Source organism: Solitalea lacus, assembly GCF_022014595.1.
Classification (GTDB): domain Bacteria; phylum Bacteroidota; class Bacteroidia; order Sphingobacteriales; family Sphingobacteriaceae; genus Solitalea; species Solitalea lacus.
In genome coordinates this window covers 3,957,751-3,978,277 of sequence record NZ_CP091740.1, presented here as the reverse complement: position 1 = coordinate 3,978,277, position 20,527 = coordinate 3,957,751, and the positions used below count along the sequence as shown (strand labels likewise).

General features: G+C 36.0%; 16 protein-coding genes. 14 read left to right on the top strand and 2 right to left on the bottom strand.

The features are described 5' to 3' along the window. The first annotated feature begins 23 nt into the window (after positions 1-23). The 13 genes from L2B55_RS17130 (at position 24) to L2B55_RS17070 (ending at position 14,690) form a co-directional block, all read left to right on the top strand. Complete coding sequence (locus L2B55_RS17130) at positions 24-1,172, top strand: DegT/DnrJ/EryC1/StrS family aminotransferase (protein WP_237847421.1); 1,149 nt, start codon at positions 24-26, stop codon at positions 1,170-1,172. Continuing rightward, positions 1,144-1,752: an acyltransferase gene (locus L2B55_RS17125; protein WP_237847420.1), complete on the top strand. Its 609-nt coding sequence runs from the start codon at positions 1,144-1,146 to the stop codon at positions 1,750-1,752. Before L2B55_RS17130 ends, L2B55_RS17125 begins: the two co-directional genes overlap by 29 nt. Before the next feature lie 10 nt (positions 1,753-1,762). Then, positions 1,763-2,842: a Gfo/Idh/MocA family protein gene (locus L2B55_RS17120; RefSeq protein WP_237847418.1), complete on the top strand. Its 1,080-nt coding sequence runs from the start codon at positions 1,763-1,765 to the stop codon at positions 2,840-2,842. Between the two features lie 19 nt (positions 2,843-2,861). Then, the gene (locus tag L2B55_RS17115; protein ID WP_237847416.1) at positions 2,862-3,893 is read left to right on the top strand and encodes a methionyl-tRNA formyltransferase; all 1,032 of its coding nucleotides are present in this window, start codon (positions 2,862-2,864) and stop codon (positions 3,891-3,893) included. Positions 3,894-3,897: 4 nt separating this feature from the next. Then, positions 3,898-4,917 carry a GNAT family N-acetyltransferase gene (locus L2B55_RS17110; protein WP_237847415.1) on the top strand — a complete coding sequence of 340 codons (1,020 nt, stop codon included), beginning with the start codon at positions 3,898-3,900 and terminating at the stop codon, positions 4,915-4,917. A gap of 66 nt (positions 4,918-4,983) precedes the next feature. Further along, positions 4,984-6,306, top strand: a complete 1,323-nt coding sequence (locus tag L2B55_RS17105; protein ID WP_237847414.1) for a lipopolysaccharide biosynthesis protein — start codon at positions 4,984-4,986, stop codon at positions 6,304-6,306. Positions 6,307-6,394: 88 nt separating this feature from the next. After that, the gene (locus L2B55_RS17100) at positions 6,395-7,363 is read left to right on the top strand and encodes a GNAT family protein (RefSeq protein WP_237847413.1); all 969 of its coding nucleotides are present in this window, start codon (positions 6,395-6,397) and stop codon (positions 7,361-7,363) included. 11 nt (positions 7,364-7,374) lie between these two features. After that, a complete protein-coding gene (locus L2B55_RS17095; protein ID WP_237847411.1) occupies positions 7,375-8,388 on the top strand; it encodes a hypothetical protein in 1,014 nt (337 codons plus the stop codon). A 19-nt stretch (positions 8,389-8,407) separates the two neighbouring features. Then, positions 8,408-9,802: a polysaccharide deacetylase family protein gene (locus L2B55_RS17090; RefSeq protein ID WP_237847410.1), complete on the top strand. Its 1,395-nt coding sequence runs from the start codon at positions 8,408-8,410 to the stop codon at positions 9,800-9,802. Between the two features lie 12 nt (positions 9,803-9,814). Then, positions 9,815-11,041, top strand: a complete 1,227-nt coding sequence (locus tag L2B55_RS17085) for an O-antigen ligase family protein (protein WP_338092187.1) — start codon at positions 9,815-9,817, stop codon at positions 11,039-11,041. Between the two features lie 119 nt (positions 11,042-11,160). Then, on the top strand, positions 11,161-12,222 hold the full coding sequence (locus L2B55_RS17080; RefSeq protein ID WP_237847408.1) for a glycosyltransferase: 1,062 nt from the start codon (positions 11,161-11,163) through the stop codon (positions 12,220-12,222). Positions 12,223-12,286: 64 nt separating this feature from the next. Further along, a complete protein-coding gene (gene wecB, locus L2B55_RS17075; protein WP_237847407.1) occupies positions 12,287-13,429 on the top strand; it encodes a non-hydrolyzing UDP-N-acetylglucosamine 2-epimerase in 1,143 nt (380 codons plus the stop codon). A gap of 28 nt (positions 13,430-13,457) precedes the next feature. After that, entirely contained in the window at positions 13,458-14,690 is a 1,233-nt protein-coding gene (locus tag L2B55_RS17070; RefSeq protein WP_237847406.1) for a glycosyltransferase family 4 protein, read from the top strand. Between the two features lie 121 nt (positions 14,691-14,811). Here L2B55_RS17070 and L2B55_RS17065 read toward each other — a convergent pair whose 3' ends face one another. Further along, entirely contained in the window at positions 14,812-15,933 is a 1,122-nt protein-coding gene (locus L2B55_RS17065; protein WP_237847404.1) for a right-handed parallel beta-helix repeat-containing protein, read from the bottom strand. 1,299 nt (positions 15,934-17,232) lie between these two features. Here L2B55_RS17065 and L2B55_RS17060 point away from each other — a divergent pair. Then, positions 17,233-18,042, top strand: a complete 810-nt coding sequence (locus tag L2B55_RS17060; protein ID WP_276573977.1) for a sugar transferase — start codon at positions 17,233-17,235, stop codon at positions 18,040-18,042. Between the two features lie 456 nt (positions 18,043-18,498). Here the strand turns inward: L2B55_RS17060 and L2B55_RS17055 are convergent, their stop codons facing one another. Beyond that, positions 18,499-20,205 carry a right-handed parallel beta-helix repeat-containing protein gene (locus L2B55_RS17055; protein WP_237847403.1) on the bottom strand — a complete coding sequence of 569 codons (1,707 nt, stop codon included), beginning with the start codon at positions 20,203-20,205 and terminating at the stop codon, positions 18,499-18,501. Between the last annotated feature and the right edge of the window lie 322 nt (positions 20,206-20,527).

Sequence of the window (20,527 nt, the reverse complement as noted above, 5' to 3'; positions counted from 1 at the left end):
ATAAACTTAATACGCTCTCAATTATGAACCCAATTCAAATGGTCGATTTACACGGCCAGTACTTACGCATTAAACCTCAGATAGATGCGGCCATTAATGAATGCCTTGCTGAAACAGCATTTATTAATGGGCCACAGGTAAAAACTTTTCAGGATAGTTTAGCGGCTTATTTACAAGCTGAACATGTGATAGCTTGCGGAAATGGAACCGATGCCCTCCAAATTGCAATGATGGCTTTGAATTTATCTGCGGGTGACGAAGTAATAGTTCCTGCATTTACTTACGTGGCTACAGCAGAAGTTATTGCCTTATTGGGTTTAACTCCTGTGATGGTTGATGTTGATCCAAATACGTTTAACATAACTGCTGATTTAATTACGCAGGCTATAACACCAAAGACAAAGGCAATTGTACCCGTTCATTTATTTGGACAATGTTGCGATATGGAGTCAATTATGATGCTTGCCAAAGAAAATGGCTTGTATGTAATTGAGGATACTGCTCAGGCCTTGGGAGCGAAGTATACTTTTTCTGATGGAAGAGTGATGTATGCAGGGACTATTGGTGATATTGGCTGTACCTCTTTCTTTCCTTCAAAAAATTTAGGATGCTTTGGCGATGGAGGTGCATTGATGACTAATAATGCTGATTTAGCTTTAAAGATTAGAAAAATTGCAAATCATGGCCAGGCAAAAAAATATCATCATGAGATGGTAGGCGTTAACTCTCGTTTGGATACCTTACAAGCTGCTATTCTTAATATAAAACTTCAATATCTTGATGAATATGCTAGTGCCCGAAATTTTGCAGCAAGTTATTATGATCGGGCATTTGAGACATTAGAAGGAGTTCAAATACCAGTTCGTCAAGTAAATTCTACTCATGTTTTCCATCAATATACTTTGTTGTTAGATAATGATATTGATCGTGAAAGTTTAAAGAAATACCTCGAATTAGCGGGTATACCATGCATGGTTTATTATCCGCTTCCGTTACATAAGCAAGAAGCCTTTAAATCGGAAAGATATAAAGACGGAGATTTTTCAATAGCTGAATCATTATGCAATAGGGTGTTATCATTACCCATGCATTCAGAGTTAGAAGAAGATCAATTGTCTCATATTACGAATAAACTCACTGCTTATGTTAACTCAATTAAACAACTTGCCTAAGACAGAAAATGATTTTTTTGTTCATGAATCTGCCATTGTTGATCCTGGTTGTGAAATAGGTTCAGGTACCAAAATCTGGCACTTTAGTCATATCATGTCCAACTCTGTAATAGGAGAAAACTGCAACATCGGACAAAATGTGGTTGTTTCACCAGGTGTGGTTTTGGGTAAAAATGTTAAAGTTCAAAATAACGTTTCAATCTATACCGGGGTAAACTGCGCCGATGATGTTTTTTTGGGTCCATCAATGGTGTTCACCAATGTCATAAACCCCAGGAGTGCCATTAATAGAAAAGATCAGTATTCAAAAACCAATGTAGGAAAAGGAGCCTCAATTGGGGCCAACGCAACCATTGTTTGTGGCCATGATATTGGAGAATACGCTTTTATAGGAGCTGGAGCGGTGGTGACCAAAACAGTGCTCCCTTATGCATTAGTTGTAGGTAATCCGGCCAAACAAATTGGTTGGGTGGGAGAATATGGTCATCGATTGGTATTTGATTCTAACGGAATCGCCACCTGCCCGGAAAGTAATCAGCAATATAAATTTGAAAATAATTATGTAACACGTATCACCTAAACAGAAACTTATGTACGCTCTCGATCAAAAAATTAAGTTTGCCGTTGTAGGCTGTGGCCACATTGGTAAACGTCATGCCGAAATGATACTCCGTAATCAGGAAGCTGAATTAGTAGGCCTTATTGACGTAAGGCCCCCTGAATTAATTGGAGTAGGTAAATTTAACGCCCCTTTCTTTACAAGCCTGGAAGAGTTTATTCTTTCAGGGATTGATGTCGATGTCATTAACATTGCCACACCTAATGGATTGCATGTCCAACAAGCTTTAAAATGCTTGGAAGCTAAAAAACATGTGGTTGTTGAGAAACCCATTGCATTGCGCAAAATTGATGCTGAAAGATTGATTTATAAAGCGTTGCAGGTAAATCGTCAGGTTTTTGCTGTAATGCAAAACCGTTACTCTCCTCCTTCAGAATGGATCAAGGAAGTTGTCGATTCAGGAATTCTTGGTGAAATATACATGGTACAGCTTAACTGCTATTGGAACAGAGATAACAGATACTACACATCAGAAAGCTGGCATGGAACCATAGACCTTGATGGCGGGACACTATTTACTCAGTTTTCGCATTTTATTGATATCATGTATTGGATTTTTGGTGATATCAAGAACATGCAGGCAAAGTTCGCCGACTTTAACCATAAAAAATTGACTGATTTTGAAGATAGTGGTTTTATCTCTTTTGACTTTGAAAGAGGAGGGATGGGATGCATAAACTATTCAACTGCAGTTTGGGATGAGAACCTGGAAAGTAGCATGACCATCATTTCCGAAAATGGTAGTGTAAAAATTGGTGGTCAATACATGGATAAAGTAGAGTATTGCCATATTAAAAATTATGAAATGCCGGAATTAGCTCCCACTAATCCAGGGAATGATTACGGTGCCTATAAAGGATCTGCTCAAAATCATCATTATATTATCGAGAATGTTATTAATACATTAAAAGATAAGTCAACTATTACAACCAATGCCCTGGAAGGATTAAAAGTAGTGGAGATAATTGAAAGGGTTTATGCTTTACGCAAAAAAGAAAAGGTTAGGATTAATCACGTAACTGATGAAATGCTGAAAGTAACTGAATTGTAAAAAGTTAATTTTATCAGTAATGCAGGTTGTTATTCTTACGTCTAGTAAAGATGTTAAATCGATTGTACAGGCATTGTTAAACTCGAAACATACGGTTGTTGGCATTATACAGTCTTGTGTTCTGCCTAAGAAGAAAAAAAAGGTTTTTAAACTACTCACGCAGTTTAAAAGGGTAGTTAAAGTTCTGTACAAAGGTTTTAAAAGTGACTTAATTCTTTTTGCAAAGAAAAAGAATATACCCTACTTTTTGTTAACAAAGCACAATAAATCTGAACTAGAACCCTGGCTAAAAGAACTGGATGCGGGTTTGATTGTGGTACGGTCTAGTCATCACATGTTATGGAGCAATATTCTTGAAATTCCCAAACATGGAGTTATTAACGTTCATCCTTCATACCTGCCAGAATATAGGGGGGCAAATCCAATGTTTTGGGCTTATCATGATATGGAACTGAATCCTGGAGTTACGGTGCATTATATAGATGAAGGAGAGGATACAGGTGACATTATTTATCAGGAACGGTATTCATTGAATGTGGGCAGTAAGCTGGATGAGGCGGAAAAAAACATGGGAAAGGTTGGAGCAAAGTTGCTTTTACGTGCAATTGATGATATAGAAAACGGAACGGTTATACGGGTAAAGCAAGAAGAAAGTAATAGCAATTATAGGGCAAGAAAGATAAAAGAAAGTGAAATAGCCTCATTAATTAACTGGAACGAATGGCCAGTAACCAGAGTGTATCATTATTTGAATTACAGAGATAATGTCTCTAAAGTTATTTCAAAATCTGCCACTAAAGCAATAGGAGTGCTTTGGGAAGTTACTGGATATAAATCCATAAAAAAACAACGGCATATAAATCACAAACCGGGGTTGATAATTAAAGAAAATGAAAAATACAAGCTAATATGTAAAGATGGAGATGTGCTCATAAGAAGAAGATTTAGCGTTAAGAGATTATTTCAGGATTTAACTCACTTAACGATGATTGTAATACAAGTTCAAGATCTTTATAATAGTATTTATTTGGGTATTAATTCTTTATCTTAAAAATATGAACATCGCAATTCATCAGGATAAGCTTGTAAAGACATTTCATGATAATTCAAATCTTCAAATGAAGACTGATAAAGAAAAATATAGAGCTATTTGCAAGATTGAGCGTATTTCCCTTTTCTCTATGGACTGGTGGTTAGATGCAGTTTGTGGAGAAGACAATTGGGAGGTGATATTGATTGAAGCAAATGATAAAGTTGTTGCGGCATGGCCTATCTATTTAAAGCGAAAAATTGGTTTTACGGTAATTACACTTCCACCAATGACTCCTTTTGCAAGTATTTGGGTTCATCAACCGGAGGACCAAAAATATAGCACCAGATTGAGTCGTGAAATAGACATTTACTCACAACTTATTAAAAAGTTGCCAAAATTTGACTCCTGCTCAGTGTCATTTGATTATGACTTTAATAACTGGATGCCTTTCTACTGGAATGGTTTTAGACAAACCACAAAATACTCTTTCGTAGTTGAGGGTATTTCTAATCAAGAGAAATTACTTCAAAATTTTTCAAAGGAGTATCGGAGCCGCATTAAAAAAGCGGAACAGAACCTTCAAATTAAATTTGGTCTTTCACCAGAAGCGTTTTATGCCCTTCATGTTAAAGTACTGCAGGGTATAGGGAAAAAGATTAATTATTCATTTGATTTACTTCAGAGAATCTATAATGGTATTAAGGCAAATAACTGCGGAGAAATTCTGTATGCACTTGATGAATCTAATCAATTAATAGGAGCTTCATTGATAGCAAGGGATAAAAATTGTGCATATGCTATAACGGGAGCTTACGATAGAGAAAGTAATTCAACAGGGGCTTCAAGTTTATTATACTATGAAGCTATGAAATACAGTTCGGCATTTGTGGACAAATATGATTTGGGTAATACGATGATCAATTCCCTATCACTTACAAAAAGGCATTATGGCTCAGTTCAGGTTCAGTCGCACAGGATATCAAAGAACAATTCGAAACTACTAAAGATACGTTCGTTTATTATGAATGACTTATTTGAATAACAAGTTTTGCTGTCAGAGTTGAGTAAGAAATAGTTCAATACTAGCTTAATTAAGAGAATAATGTGGTTGGTTAATGATTTTAAATCAAAATCTGGTTTTAAGAAAAATTTCATTACTGTTTTTACAGGTACCACTATATCTCAGGTCCTACCAGTACTGATAAGTCCAGTTTTAACCAGATTATATTCTCCTCAGGAAATAGGGATATTTACGCTTTATAATAGTATTGCGCTAATTCTTGCAACTTTAATAACAGGCAGATATGAGTATGCTATTTTATTGCCGAAGGAAGATGTTGAGGCCCGTGAAGTTGTTATGCTTTCCGTTATTAATGCGATTATAGGAGCACTATTCATTTTTGTCCTGCTTTTATTTTTTGGTGATGATTTGTCACGTTTATTTAACATAGAAGTTAATCATGAACTAATCTATTCTTTGCCACTTCTGTCTTTAAGTTTGTCTTGCTTCCAAGTTTTTAATCTTTGGTTAAATAGGAAAGGTGATTATCCGTCGATGTCAATAGGTAAAGTTGGACAGATGGCCATTATGTGCCTGGGGCAATTGCTATTTAGTGCTCTTGGCAGCATTGCTTTAATAGGAAGTAAAATACTCGGACAAGTACTTAGTGCAATATTTTATATTAAAAAATCAATTACTTCAAATGGCTTTACTTATAGCAAGGGTGTAGAAAATAAAAGAAGGGTTAAGGAATTACTAATAAAATACAAAGATTGGCCCTTGTATTCTTTGCCCAGCGCCTTGTTAAATCAATTTTCAGGGAATTTGCCTGTATTTCTATTAGGTAGCTACTTTAATCTTCATGTTTTAGGGTTGTATTCATGGTCCTATAGAATAGTTCAAACCCCTATGAATCTAGTAACTTCTTCTACACAGCAAGTTTTTTTGCAGGAGGCAAACAGATTAAAGCATGAGAACAAGAGCTTGTTACCATTGGTGTTAAAGATTTATAAGAAGCTTTTTGTGGTAGGATTGCCATGCTTCGGAATCTTAGGAATATTTGCGCCAAGCATTTTTGGAATAGTCTTTGGCGCTAAATGGGAAGACGCAGGGGTTTATACACAACTATTAATTCCTGGTTTGTTTTTAGGATTTATGAATGCTCCTATCATTCCAATTACAGGGGTTTTAAATAAACAGAAAGAACGACTTAGATATGAATCAGTGTTGATTGGTTTTAGATTCCTGGCGTTGTTTTTAGGATATTATATCTGGAAAAGTCCAATTATCTCGGTGGCGCTTTTTGGCCTGGTTAGTTTCATCTATCATATCTTTTTTTCAATCTTTCTGTACAAGATTGCAAAAGAGGATAGCAAAGTTGTTGAAACAAGTATTAAAAGAAATTTAACCTTGGCTAAAGAAGGATATTAAATAGGTAAAGTAGAGCAATTATTGAGATAATGGTTTCATTTTAATCTATTATTTATCAAAGGGAAGCCCCCATTAGCAGTAAATTACCATGGAAAGTATCAGTAAATCAAAATACAGAGAGCTTTGCAAGCAGGAATCATCCTCCCTTCATGTTTTCAATCAGGCTTGGTGGTTGGATATTGTATGTTATGAAGGTTACTGGGATGTGGTAATTGTTGAAAGAGATGGAGTTATAATGGCAGCATGGCCATATTATTTCAAAATTCGCCATGGGGTTAAAGTTATTACCAAGCCTAAACTAACACAGTTTACAGATATTTGGATCAGACCGCTTCCCGATCAAAGTCATGATGAAAGAGTTTTCTTTCAAAAAGAATTGTTTAGGGAAATGATTTCAAAGCTGCCTGGTTTTCAAAAATTTTATCAATCGCTTGACTATAAGCTTCAGGAGAGTCTGTTTTATAAAGATTGCGGATTTAAATTGTCAACAGCTTATACGTATGTGATTGAGCCTATTAAGAATATCGATATGGTAAGAGAAAACTTTGATTACAATAAAAGACAGCACCTGAACAGGGCCCGAAAGGAACAGCTTGAAATAAAGTATGACCTTTCTGCCAATGATTTTTATGAATTCTATTGCAAATCTTTGCTAAAAAGGAATAAAACGATCTCCTATTCAAAGGCTCTATTTATTGATTTATACAATGCTGCTTACGCTAAGAATTCCGGAAGAGTTATTTATGTTGTTGGTCCTCAGGGTGATATTCATTGTGCTGAGTTTTTAGTATGGGATTCGGATCGGGCATATTATTTGATAAACGCTATAAACCCTGATTTCAAAAATTGTGGAGGGGCCACATTGGCCGTCTTGGAGTGTATAAAGATTGCGAGCCAGTATTGTAACACTTTTGATTTTGAAGGAAGTATGATTGAAGAGGTTGCTGATTCATTTCGTCGGTTTGGTGCTATTGCGAAACCATACATCAATTTATCAAAAACAAATTCTAAACTGCTCAAAACATTCAATTTTATTAAAGAGGAGTTTTTTTATTAATTAAAAAAGCTATGATTATTACAGACTGTCAAGATAAAAGGATTGAAAATGGGAAGAGCGAGGCTAATAGGACACATCAATTATCCTTGACTCCTAAAGAAGAGTTTAGCAAGCTGTGTCAACAGGAAGACTCGATTCCTTTATTTAATAGGGATTGGTGGTTAGATATAGTATGCGGTGAAGGTAATTGGGATGTGGTATTAACAGCATCTGAAGGGGTTATACAGGGAGCTTGGACTTACTGTGTTCAGCGAAAGTTTAATCGGGTTGTAAGCAAAATGCCAAAGCTGACTCCGTTTCTTGGGGTATGGATCAGACCTTGTACTTTAACCATGAGCTATAAACAAATACACCATGAAAAAAAGGTCTGCAATGAGCTAATAAATAAGTTGCCAAACTTTTCATTCATCAGTCAAAAATTTGGAAGCCAGTTTACAAACTGGCAACCCTTTTATTGGAAAGGATTTAAGCAAACAGTGAATTACTCTTACTTTATAGAGGACATTCTGAAATGGAAAGAGGCTACAAGTCACTTGTCTGTGTTAAAGCAAGTACAAAATTCAGAGTTCAATGAAATCAGACTTGGACTTCCTTCCCCTCAGGATTTTAATGATTTAAAAAGAAAGCATAATGGGGCAAACATAACCTTGCCCTCGTATTTAATGCTTAGTGAGGTTCACAAAGAGCTAAAGCGTCGAGGTGCAGGTGAGATTATTTATATTGTAAATCATCTAGGCAAGATTAATAGTATCATATTTACTGTTTGGGACTCTATTAAGGCATATACAATAATATGGAAAAGTAATGATCCAAACGAGACAATCCACTTGTTAAATAAGGCTGTTGATTTGGCCTCATTTAATGTAAATAAAATGGAGCTATTCGAAGTGACTGGCAATGAAATTGAGCGACATTTACTAAAAGGAGGAGCATGTCAATTGGCATATCATTCTATTTTTAAGGCAAATAAATTTATTTACAGGTTGGCATTATTTTTAGGGTTGAGATCATATAGTACAATGTAGTATTCTGAAAATTTTCGTTATGAGTGCGTTAATTATAAGATTTCCCAATTGTTACGAAATAGAAAAGCAATACATATGTAGCGTTATTTTTAATGATTTTTTAGGAATTGAATTCGAACTTCTTTTTGAAGAAAACAGAAAGGATATAGAAATAGGTATGCAAGGGACAAATAATAGTAGTATTATATTTCCTGAAGTTCTATTTAGTACTCCCTTGGAGAAATGGTTGCATCCATCTACCTTACCATCGCTGCCTTTAAGAGTCAGATCACTGCAAGATTTTCCATCAAACTCCTTTATCCAACCATCAGTTCCGGTCTTATTTGGCGATAGTGGGCCAATCGAATGTAATTTGGAAGAAAGACAAACTTATTTTGACATTGACCTATTGGGGGGCATTTTTTTCTGCTTAACGCTATATGAAGAAGTGAATGCCACCGCAAGTGATAAGCATGGCAGGTTTCCGGTTAAAGAATCTATTTTGTATAAGGCCGGAATTTATGAAAGACCAATAGTGAATGAGTATGTTGAAATACTCAAAGAACTTCTTCGGTTGAAGTTTAATTTGCTATTTAAAAAGCCTAGAAAATATAAGCTGGTTTTGAGTCATGATATGGATTTTTCATTAACTCATGAAACAGATTTTATTCATTTTCTCAAAAGTTGTTTAGCTGATCTGATCTTTAGGAGGTCACCTTCTTTATTGCGTAGAAGAGTGTGTTCAAGGGCATTAAAGAAAGAAAGCCTGGAAAACAATCCTGATCCGATGAATAACGCGGATTTTATAATGGATGTCAGCGAGTCTTTGGGAGTAGTGAGCGAATTTAATTTCATAGTGGAGCAGGGCATTGGTACAAGTGATGTGCGTTACGATATTGAAAAAAAATTCTATAAAGATTTATTAGTTAGAGTACGGGAAAGGGGACATGTAATAGGTTTGCATCCAAGTTATCACACTTATTGTGATTTAAATAAAACAGACAAGGAGTTTAAAAAAATTAGAGCATTGTGTGATGAATTAGGCATCCAACAGGAGAGTTGGGGAGGTAGGCATCACTATTTGCGATGGAAAAATCCAATTTCATGGCAGATTTGGGATCAGATGGGCGCAGATTATGATTCGTCTGTGGGAGCAACAGAAGAAATGGGGTTTAGAGCAGGTACCTGCTACCCGTATACTGTATTTGACCTTATCGAGCGAAAGAGTTTGAAACTGAAAGAGCGTCCACTAGTGGTGATGGATCATTCAATATTTAAAATCGAAAATAAAGCAGAGGCGCATAATAAGGTAATTCATTTAAGCAAGGTCTGTAAGCATTTCGGAGGCGAGCTTAGTCTATTATATCACAATAATTATATTGTAACAACAGGGCAAAAAAGAAACTATTATGAGCTTGTGAAGCAACTGACTTAAATATCTGTTGAAATGTTAAGTAATAATTTACGTATTCTCTTATTCACCTGCTTTTATATTTTGACTCTAAAATCAGGGTACGTTAAATGGATTCCTATTTGGTTCATTGAGCCGGTGTACGTTGGCATCTTAGGTCTTGGACTCCTATTCTTTCTTACGCCCCGTATTATACCTGTATCCAGAACTATTCAAAGTATATTATTTACCGTTGTGTTGGTATTGTTATGGATAGTATTTTCGTGCATCTACACTTCTTCTCCAGAGATTTACAAGCATAAGTTTGAAAAAACCATTTTGGCCTTTTTATTATTCTTTATCCCATTCCTTTTCATAAGAGAAAAAAAAGATTTAAGGTTTTTCATTCCAATCTATAACACATGTGCACTAATCGGGGCGCTACTGGTAATATGGGCATTTATTACAAATAAAATGGATATGTTCATTATCATTGAAAAATCTGATGAAAGTACAGTACCTAATTATTTGTTTTTGTCGATCTTCCTTTGCAGCGCTTTAGTCCTGAACCTTCCTAATAATAAACTTCCGGCAATCCTGTTTAAAGTATTGCTGTTTACTTCAATGATAGTTTTGGGGGCTAGGAGCCCAATTCTATTTGGTTCCTTAATAATGATCGTTTACTATTCTGTTAAGTACATAACCAGCATAAAAAAGATGGTTTTGTTTTACACTCTAGCAGTAATTGCAGGTACGGGTTTTTTTTCATGGAAAGGAAGTGAAAGATTGTTTGATCGCTTTGAGAGTATTAGCTCAGTGCGCGGAAACCGTTCTTTTGATAATCGAGTCTATTATCAGCAGAAAAGTATAGATATGATTTTTCAGAGACCTTTTTTAGGAACTGGCTTTGGCTCATTTGCAAAAGAAATGAAGGGTAAGGATATTATTGATTCGCCTCATAATTTATTTCTGGAAATGGGATTTGAAACAGGTATAGTGGGTATGCTTTTAATGATTTTGTTCTTTGTTTTTACCTTTCGTTTTATGATAATGATTATCAGGCAAACAGGTGATTTACAGTTAAAAGACTTAATCTTGAGGTTTGGATTGATTATTGTTTACTTCTTTTTAACAGCCTTCGTTTCTCTTTATTTAAGTAATAGCAAAGACATTTTTGGCCTGATAGGCTGTTTTCTTGCATTAGGTAATGCAATAATCTATGAGGAAAAATGTCAGAATAAACAACAATTGGAGTCAGGGGATGAATTGAGAGTAATGACTTGATTTTAATTGTTTTAAGTGTAAAAATCTGACTATGTAAATTAGTTACAATCGTATTTAATATGATAGCTCGACATGATAGAAAGGTGTGTCATTTAACCTCAGTTCACAGGCGATATGATATGAGAATCTTTTATAAGGAGTGTCAGAGTTTGTATAATGCTGGATATGATGTTAACCTGATCGTTGCAGATGGAAAGGGGGATGAAGTGAAAAACGGGGTTAAAATTTACGATGTGGGGGGGTATAAAAATCGTGTTCAACGCGTTTTGAGCATTGGTGAAAAAATATATAGAAAAGCGTTGGGGATTAATGCTGAATTGTTTCATATCCATGATCCTGAACTTTTGGTGGTTGGCTGGTTACTGGTAAATAAAGGAAAAAAGGTGATTTATGATGTTCATGAAGATTTGCCACGTCAAATTTTAGCGAAGGCCTATATTCCAACAATAGTAAAAAAATCGTTGTCAATTATCGCTGAGAAATATGAGAACTTTATTTCTAGACGAATGACAGGAATAATTACGGTTACACCATTAATTAATGATCGATACTTAAGATTAAATAAGGAAGTTGTTGAGGTTAGAAATTACCCAATGATGTCCGAAGGTGTTAGAAAAGCTGATTGGGCAACAAAAAAAGAAGTGTTGTGCTACATTGGCGGGATCTCTGAAGTACGAGGAATTAAGCAAATGGTTCAAGCTATGAAGTATGCAAACGGATACAGGCTTAATTTGGGAGGAGTATTTGAATCAGCTTCTTTGCGTGAGGAAGTAACGACTTATGAGGGATGGTCAAAAGTAAATGAACTGAATTTTTTAGATAGGAAAAGTGTAATTAGGGTATTAGGAGAATCGAAAATTGGTCTTGTTACCTTGCAGCCAACGGAGAATTATAAAGACTCTTTACCGGTTAAGTTATTTGAATACATGCTAGCTGGGATTGCGGTAGTTGCCTCAGATTTTCCGTTATGGAAAAGTATAGTGGAAGGACATCAGTGTGGTATTTGTGTAGATCCAACAAACCCGGTACAGATAGCTGAAGCGATCAATTATTTAATGAAAAACGATCAACTTGCTAAGGAGATGGGAGAACGGGGGTGCCGAGCCGTATCGATGAACTATAATTGGTTAAATGAAGAAAGGAAAATAATAGATGCATATGATAAATGGATAAGTATTTAGTGAATCTAATTCCATTTAAGAAGTGATACGATCAGATTTATAACATTTAAATTTTACTCTCTCTATGTTAATTGACATCATTGCAGGTGCTCGTCCGAATTTTATGAAGATAGCACCAATTATTAAAGCCATTGAAAGCGCTCATGCTCAATGGGAGGTTGACCTTCAATATCGTTTAATACATACAGGGCAACACTACGATAAAAAAATGAGCGCAGATTTCTTCGAACAACTAAATATCCCAACTCCTCATATCAATTTAGAAGTTGGCTCAGGTACTCAAGCTGAGCAAACGGGTAAAATTATGTTAAGGTATGAAGAGGTACTTTTACACGAGCCTTCCGACCTTTGTATAGTTGTGGGAGATGTAAACTCTACCATGGCATGCGCCATCGCAGCAAAAAAACTAAACATAAAAGTGGCTCATGTCGAAGCCGGCATCCGCTCAGGAGACATAACAATGCCTGAGGAGATTAATCGAATTGTGACTGACTCCATCACTGATTATTTCTTTACAACTTCTGAAGTTGCTAATCATAACCTGCGACATTTAGGTATAAATAATGATCGCATCTTTTTTGTTGGCAATACAATGATTGACACCTTATTGAGTCAATTGCCAAATTTTCGAAAACCCCATATATGGGAAATTGCAGACCTTAGAGAACGTAATTATTTGGTCATGACCCTTCATCGACCTTCAAATGTTGATGATCCTTCGATTTTTAAACAATTGATGAATGAGATAATAGCATCGGTCCGTGGTCTACCAATAATCTTTCCTGTGCATCCCCGTACCAGAAAGATGCTTGCCAATCTGGATATTAAGGTGCCCAATTTATATCCAATTGAACCACTTGGATATTTAGAGTTCAATTATTTGGTTAATCATGCCAAAGTTGTTATTACCGATTCTGGGGGTATAACAGAAGAAACAACAATTATGGGAGTTCCTTGTATGACATTGAGAAATACCACCGAACGACCTGAGACATGTACAATTGGAACAAATCTATTATTAGGAGATGATCCTAAGGCGATTAAGCCTGCAATGGATATACTATTTGAAGGAAACTGGAAAAAGGGACATATTCCTGAGCTTTGGGATGGTAAAACTGCTGAACGAATTGTAGATGTAATTATTCAATTATTTAACAAAAGCAGCAGCGTTTCTTCAATTGAGAATCAAGTAGTGGAAAGTAAATAACTCCTGTTGTTAATCAAATTTTAGATTTATGCTCAAAATTGTTTATTTCTATCAGTACTTTTCTACTCCTAAAGGATCTTGGAGTACGCGCGTTTATGAATTTACCAAATATTGGGTGGAACAGGGGTATGATGTTACAGTTGTTACCAGTATTTTTGCCAAATCTGACCTAAAAGCCTCAAGTTTTATAGAAGATCAAATTATTGAAGGCGTACGCGTGAAAGTAATCAATGTGAAAATTGATAATAAAAAGACATTTTTTACTAGGGTATTATCCTTTTTAAAATACTGTTCTGTAGCATCTTTTTTTGCTTTATCTCTTCCGGCAGATGTTGTTATTGCTTCATCAGGGCCGTTAACGGTTGGAATTCCAGGGCTGGTAGCCAAGTACATAAGACGAAGAAAACTGATTTTTGAAGTGAGGGACATATGGCCAGATGCCATTATTGAACTTGGAGGATTAAAAAATAAGTTCAGTCGAAATCTGGCATATAAATTAGAGAGAGCTTGCTATAAGGCTGCTGACTTGATTGTAGCCTTGTCCCCCGGCATGCAAGAGAATATTCAAAAGCGTTTTAATATTGGGAAAGTTATTTCCGTTACAAATTCGGCCAATATTGATCTTTTTGCCACGCCTGCATTCTCCCCAAAAATGCCTGGTTTTTTTAACACGCATAAGGTGGCCATTTATACAGGCAATATTGGTAAAACTAATAATTCAGAACTACTGTATTTAGCGGCCAAAGAATTAATGATCAGAGGGCAAGATCATATTAAGGTTGTATTGGTAGGTGATGGGCAACAAAAAGAAATGTTAAAGAATAGGGCAAAAATCGAAGGTATCCATAACTTCATTGTTTTAGATTTGATGCCTAAAACAGAGCTGGTGGCTCTGCTTCAATGTTCATTTGTATCTTTAATTCCTCTTGCTAGTGCACCACTTTTAGATACATCCTCTCCTAATAAACTTTATGAAGCCCTGGCTGCAGGTGTTCCTGTGATCCAAACTACTCAAGGGTGGATTAAAAGATTTCTGGATGACAATAAATGCGGGTTTACTATTTCTGCATCAGATCATTACGGGTTAGCCACTTTGCTTAACGAGTTGTCTTTAAATCATGAGATTATAAAATTGTATGGTGAGAATGCAAAAAGAATTGCTATTCAGCAGTTTGATAAAAATATTCTTGCTGAAAGGATGCTTGATGGCATACTGAGTGTTTGTGAAAAAGGAAAATTAAGTACTGTTTATAAATTTTAATAAAATTATTATAAATAGGAAAAGCCTTTTGAAGACGTAATGATGATATGATTCAGATGGTGGTTAAATAGTAAAAAACCGGTCTCAAACCGGTTTTTTACTATTCCTAATAGCTGTGTATTTACATACTTGATGGGCCTGGATTTACAGTTGCTATTGAAGTATTGTAAGTATTTCCGGTACCGATAAACACTTTGGATGAAGAGCTGAATATATTCAGCGCCGATGCCTCAGATTTGTGAGCAAACTTATTGTTTGAAATGTAAACACCTTGCGTAGGAGTACCACGAACGGTAATAGCTCTGTAAGCTGTCATGAAAAAAATGTTGTCATGAATCTTTACATAATCTCCAGCTACATATTGAGAGCCATCTCCTCCGTAGCCATGCATGTCAAATGAGTGTGCGGTTGCATGAGAAAGTACTACATTGTAGGCTGCTTCATAACCGGAACCTGCAATACCTGAACCCGCAACAGCATGGCGGTTATAATCAAAATAGTTATACATGATTTTAGCAGTAGCTTTGCTCATGCTAACTCCGTATCCTAAACCATTTTGTTGATTATGGTGAAAGTAACTGTGGTGGATATAGGAGTTATATGCGCCATCAGCTAAATAAATACCGGCATGATTCCATCCATAGATCTCACAATTATCAACCTCTAAATTTGAGTAATTTGAATAAATTCCACGGCAATAAGTAGAACTTCCGCTAGTTCCAGTAGAGGCTCCTCGAACACGTAAGCCAATGAATTTAACACCAGTTCCACCTGCCTTGAGCATAATGCCATGGGCAATGTTGGTAGTATAAATTAGGCCGCCTAAAGTTGAGCTGGTTTTACCGCGCCCACTTTTTAAAGTTACTCCAGCCGGTACTGTTAATGTACCTTTGTCAGTCATATTGATTTCTGCATTGTCTGCAACATAAACTACTTGGCCAGAAGTCGCTTTGCTTAATGCTGATTTTAGTTGGTCATAAGTGCTTACCAAATAGTTATAAGATCCACTACTTGGCGGAGTTGTCGGCTCTGTTGTCGAAGGTGGGGGAGTCGGTACAGGCGTTGCTGGTGGAATTCCTGAAATAATAGTGTCTCCCGGAGTCACAATTGCAACGTCATCTTTTGGAGTAATTGCCTCATCCTGTTTACAAGAAATTAAAGAAGTGAAGCTAAATGCTATTAATAACGAAAGCACTGTTGTTTTTTGGTTATTTTGGTTTAATTTAAAAAAAATCTTACGCATTTTGGTTTGTTTGTTTTTTAATTTTTGATTTTGGAATTGATTGTTAATCGAATCTTTTAATAGTCGGTTTCATAAATGGAAGTACTTAAATTCATGCTCTTTGTTTTCGCCTCCTTTCTTAAAAGTTTAAATCTAATTCCACACACTTATCTTATGCTTGTATAGTATAGTGCAAGGCTACACGATTGACCTGCATAATTTTAACCTGCTACATAAAAGAGAGCATAGTTTTCTTATACTTCCATAAGGACTAATCGTATTAAATAAATTTAGAGGAGCGTGGAAAGCGTGTTGGAAACATTAAGTCAATGTTTTTTGCCCGTTTATTTCCGCGGAGAAAATTTGCAACTCGGGTGCCAATGCCAAAATAGACTAATAATGAATGGATTATGAGTTAATTTTCTAGTCCATAACGAAAGGTTTAAATGATTTTCATTTATATTCTTTGTTGGTGGGGTAGATAATTTAATTAAAACTTACTGTTTATGTAGTTTTTATGAAATTCATAATTTTGATTTAACTTGTTGATCTGCCTTTAGATATTTGGTCATCATTCTAATTTTTTTGTGGAAATGGGGGAATATAAAACTCAATGTGAGATTTTTTGACTCTCATCATTATATGATAAATCCATAAGTAAGAGTTAGGTCAATTATTGATTTTAATCAATTCGAATTAAATGATAAAGAGATCCAATAACCTTTTAGAGTATTATCCACCAGTGTGTACAATAGTGTTCATTTATCTGAAGAGACATGATTCATTTATGTCAGATTATTTAAAGTTTATGTTTTTTAGGTTAATAAAATAATTGACTATTTTATTTCATAATGGTCTGTTTCTTTTATAAGAACCTTAAATTCACGGTATAATATTTGTAATTTGAACTATGTCCTAAATCATAGAGGATATGTGACTAGTCATTTTGTTTAGTTTAAATAATCAGAAAATGGATTAAAAAGCATGTAGTATTTATACTGATTATCTATGTTTACGCTCTCTCTCTCAAAAGTAAAAAAAGTAGCTTTTTTTACTTTAAATAGGTCGTTTCCTATAATTGGAATTCGATCCACGGGTCTATGCACGATCCATCGGTATTTTACTTCTCAGATAAAGAGATCATCATCCTGGAATGATCCTTTCCTCATTAAACATCCTAAAGATAAAGCCGTTTTTTATCCAATTTCTTTGCGTCACTTCTGTTTAAGAGCCAATTTACTCAGGATTTCGTACTGATGATGTATCCAGATTAATTGATACCATAACATTACTGCATATGTGAACCTTAAACTTTTATCCATGAATTATTCTCTATCTAAACGCGCTCTCGATCTTGCCATTGCAATACCTGCATGCATTGTATTAGCACCTGTTTTTATTTTACTTTCCATCCTTTTAATGATCGTACTGAAAGGTAATCCATTCTTTGTTCAATCCAGACCTGGTAGGTATGAACAGCCCTTTAAGATGATTAAATTCAGGACAATGAGCAATGCTCGTGACAAAGAAGGTAAACTCCTCCCCGATGAGATTCGATTATCCAAAATTGGGGAATTTATTAGAAAAACATCTCTAGATGAGACCCCGCAATTATTCAATGTTATTTTAGGAACAATGAGTATTGTTGGCCCTCGGCCATTAATGAGGGAATATTTGCTGTTTAGTGATGATACGCAAAAGTGCAGACAAAACGTGCTTCCTGGAATTACTGGCTGGGCTCAGGTGAACGGTAGAAATTCATTGACCTGGGATCAAAAGCTTTCTTATGATATTTGGTACGTTGAAAACGCAAGTATGGCAACAGATATTCGAATTCTATTGAAAACCTTTAAGGTGGTATTATTAGGCACTGGTATAAATCAACCAGGTTGTATAACTACCGCTCCTCCAACTAAGGCCCCGGTTGTCACCTCTGTTACTGAAAACCCTCAAACAGAAGTCTATCAACCAACTTATGCAAGTTTGAGCAACTATTCAAATATCAAAATTAGGTTCAAAATTCAATTTAACAATAAAACAAAACTTGGCCAGAATGTCGATTTTTCCTCAATAAGTCTGAAAACTAAAACAGATAATCATACTGATGATGCTTCTGTTACGAATGATTAAGTATCAGCCCAGTTGAGTAAATAATCGATGGCTTTACGTTGCCCTGCCCCTGCATGTACAAATGATGGAGAACAATCCAAGCCGTTCTAAATAACTTTGGTGGCACAAAGACTTTGCAGATTTGGCGGTTAAGTTTGGAATAGAAATGTTTGGAGTGATTTCTACTGATAAGTTGTAAAAATGGTTCGGTTATTCCGAGGCTTAGAAAGCAAATGCCAAAGGTGGGCCAGTACTGTTAGAATTGGTTATGGAATCTCATGTTAAAAAATAGTTCAGAAAATGAAGCAAATTGTTCAAGCGTTTAAGAGTAAACATCCGTATTCGAATCACAAGATGGAGTTGATAAGTCAACGATAGTGAACTGAAGATTATAAGGAAGGACGATCCAAAAGGTATAAAATGAAAAAAACCGGGCCAATAACCCGGTTTTTTTAACTTTTTACTTATATCCTATTATTACATAGTAGCAGGACCTGGATTTAAAGTTGGAGTAGCAATACCATAGGTGTTGGTTGAAATGGTATTGTTAGTCGCATATAAGTTTAATGCTGCTGATTGTGATGCATGCACAAACTTGTTGTTCTTAATGGTAGTACCTTGCTTAGGAGTACCGCGCACGGTAATTGCATGGAACTTACCATTGTAGAAGGTGTTGTCGTGAATGTTTACATAATCACCTGCAGTGTACTGAGCTCCGTCGCCACCGTCTCCATGCATGTCGAATGAGTGTGCCCAAGTAGCGCTCGTATTTGGCATTACCACGTTGTAAGCCGCTTCATAACCTGATCCAGCTATACCTGAACCTGCGATACAGTGACGGTTGTAGTTGAAGTAGTTATACTCAATCTTAGCATAAGCCTTGGTCATTGAGACGCCATAACCTAAGCCATCTTGTTGGTTGTGGTGGAAATAGTTGTGGTGAATATAAATATTGCTTGCACCGCCTGACAAGTAAACACCTGCATGGTTCCAGCCAAAGATCTCACAATTAGATACCTCAAGGTTGCTGAAAGAAGTATAAATACCACGGTTATAAGTTGAGCTACCGCTTGTGCCAGTTGACCCACCGCGAACACGTAAACCTACTACCTTAACATTTGTTCCACCAGCTTGGATTAAGATACCATGTGAAAGGCTTGTAGTGTAGATCATACCTCCCAAAGCACCGTTATCACCACGACCACTCATTAAAGTTACTCCGCCAGGGATTTTCAATGTACCCTGACCAGTGAAGTCGATTTGAGCACTATTATCTACGTAAATCACTTGTCCGCTGGTTGCTTTTGAAGCCGCTGCTTTTAACTCTGACACAGTCTTAACTAAATAGTTGTATGACGGGTTTGTAGGAGTAGTAGGAGCAGTAGGAGCAGTAGGAGCAGTAGGCTCAGTAGGAGCAGTAGGCGCAGTAGGCGCAGTAGGCTCAGTTGGAGCTGCAATGCTTACAACTTTCATTGAGTTTAACCAGTAAGAACCCGATGAGATGTTGTTTTTTGAACCTTTAGAAACTTCAATCCGGATTTTACCTGATGAATTTGGTTTTATAGCTTGTGTAGTAACAACTTTTGAAGTGTTGTTCGCTGCCTCAAGTAATAAAGTTTGAGTACTAGCTCCAATAACTTTGTACTGAGTTTCTAAGCTGGTAGTACTGTTTACGCCCACTCTTGAAGCGAAGAACGATAAGTTGTATTCAGTTGCAGGATCAAGATTTGCAAGTTCCAGTACTGCACGGGTGCGAGAAGTAGTGTTTCCGTAGCCAGCATCAACTGCAGCAGCTTGAGCAAAACCTAAGGTTGACGAATAGGTTTGCGAGTTTGTATAAGTACCAGCGAAGGGTTCAACAGTTGCAAGCGTAACTTTGGTCGCCGCTCCACTATTAAAATCAGCTAGAGTTTTTGTTCCAACAGCAATAGAACCACTATTGTATTTTGTTGCCAGAGTGCTACCGCCAAAGTCAACACGCACATCCAATGCAGTAGTTGTAGTTGTTAAGGCCTCAACTTGTGGGCTGGTTTCTTGAACTGTTGCTTCACTTTGTTGTTCTGTTGGGGTAATTGCTTCATCTTCTTTACATGAAACTAATGATGTAAAGCTAAAAGCAGTTAAAAGGGTAAATGCAGCTATTTGGTTTTTGGTCAGGTTTAAATTAAAAAATTTCTTATGCATACTATGAATTTTTTTGGTTTTCAGATTTTAATTAATATTTCAAGCTACTTGCTTGAGGTTTTGGTTTGTTGTAATTGAAGGAAACTTTCCATCACATTAATTGAATTCATACTCTTTTCTACTGAGCCTCCTTTCATTAAGGTTATTTACAATAACTTCTACAATAAGTCTTATTATGTTATGCTAGCATAGTTTTATTGCTGGGCATATTTCTACCTCCTGGCTTTTCCCATGCTTAACATTATTCATCACTTTGTTGTGAATAATTATTTGAGAGAGAGCGGAAAGTTAATTGAAGGCAGGTTTTTGGTTTATTCGGTTT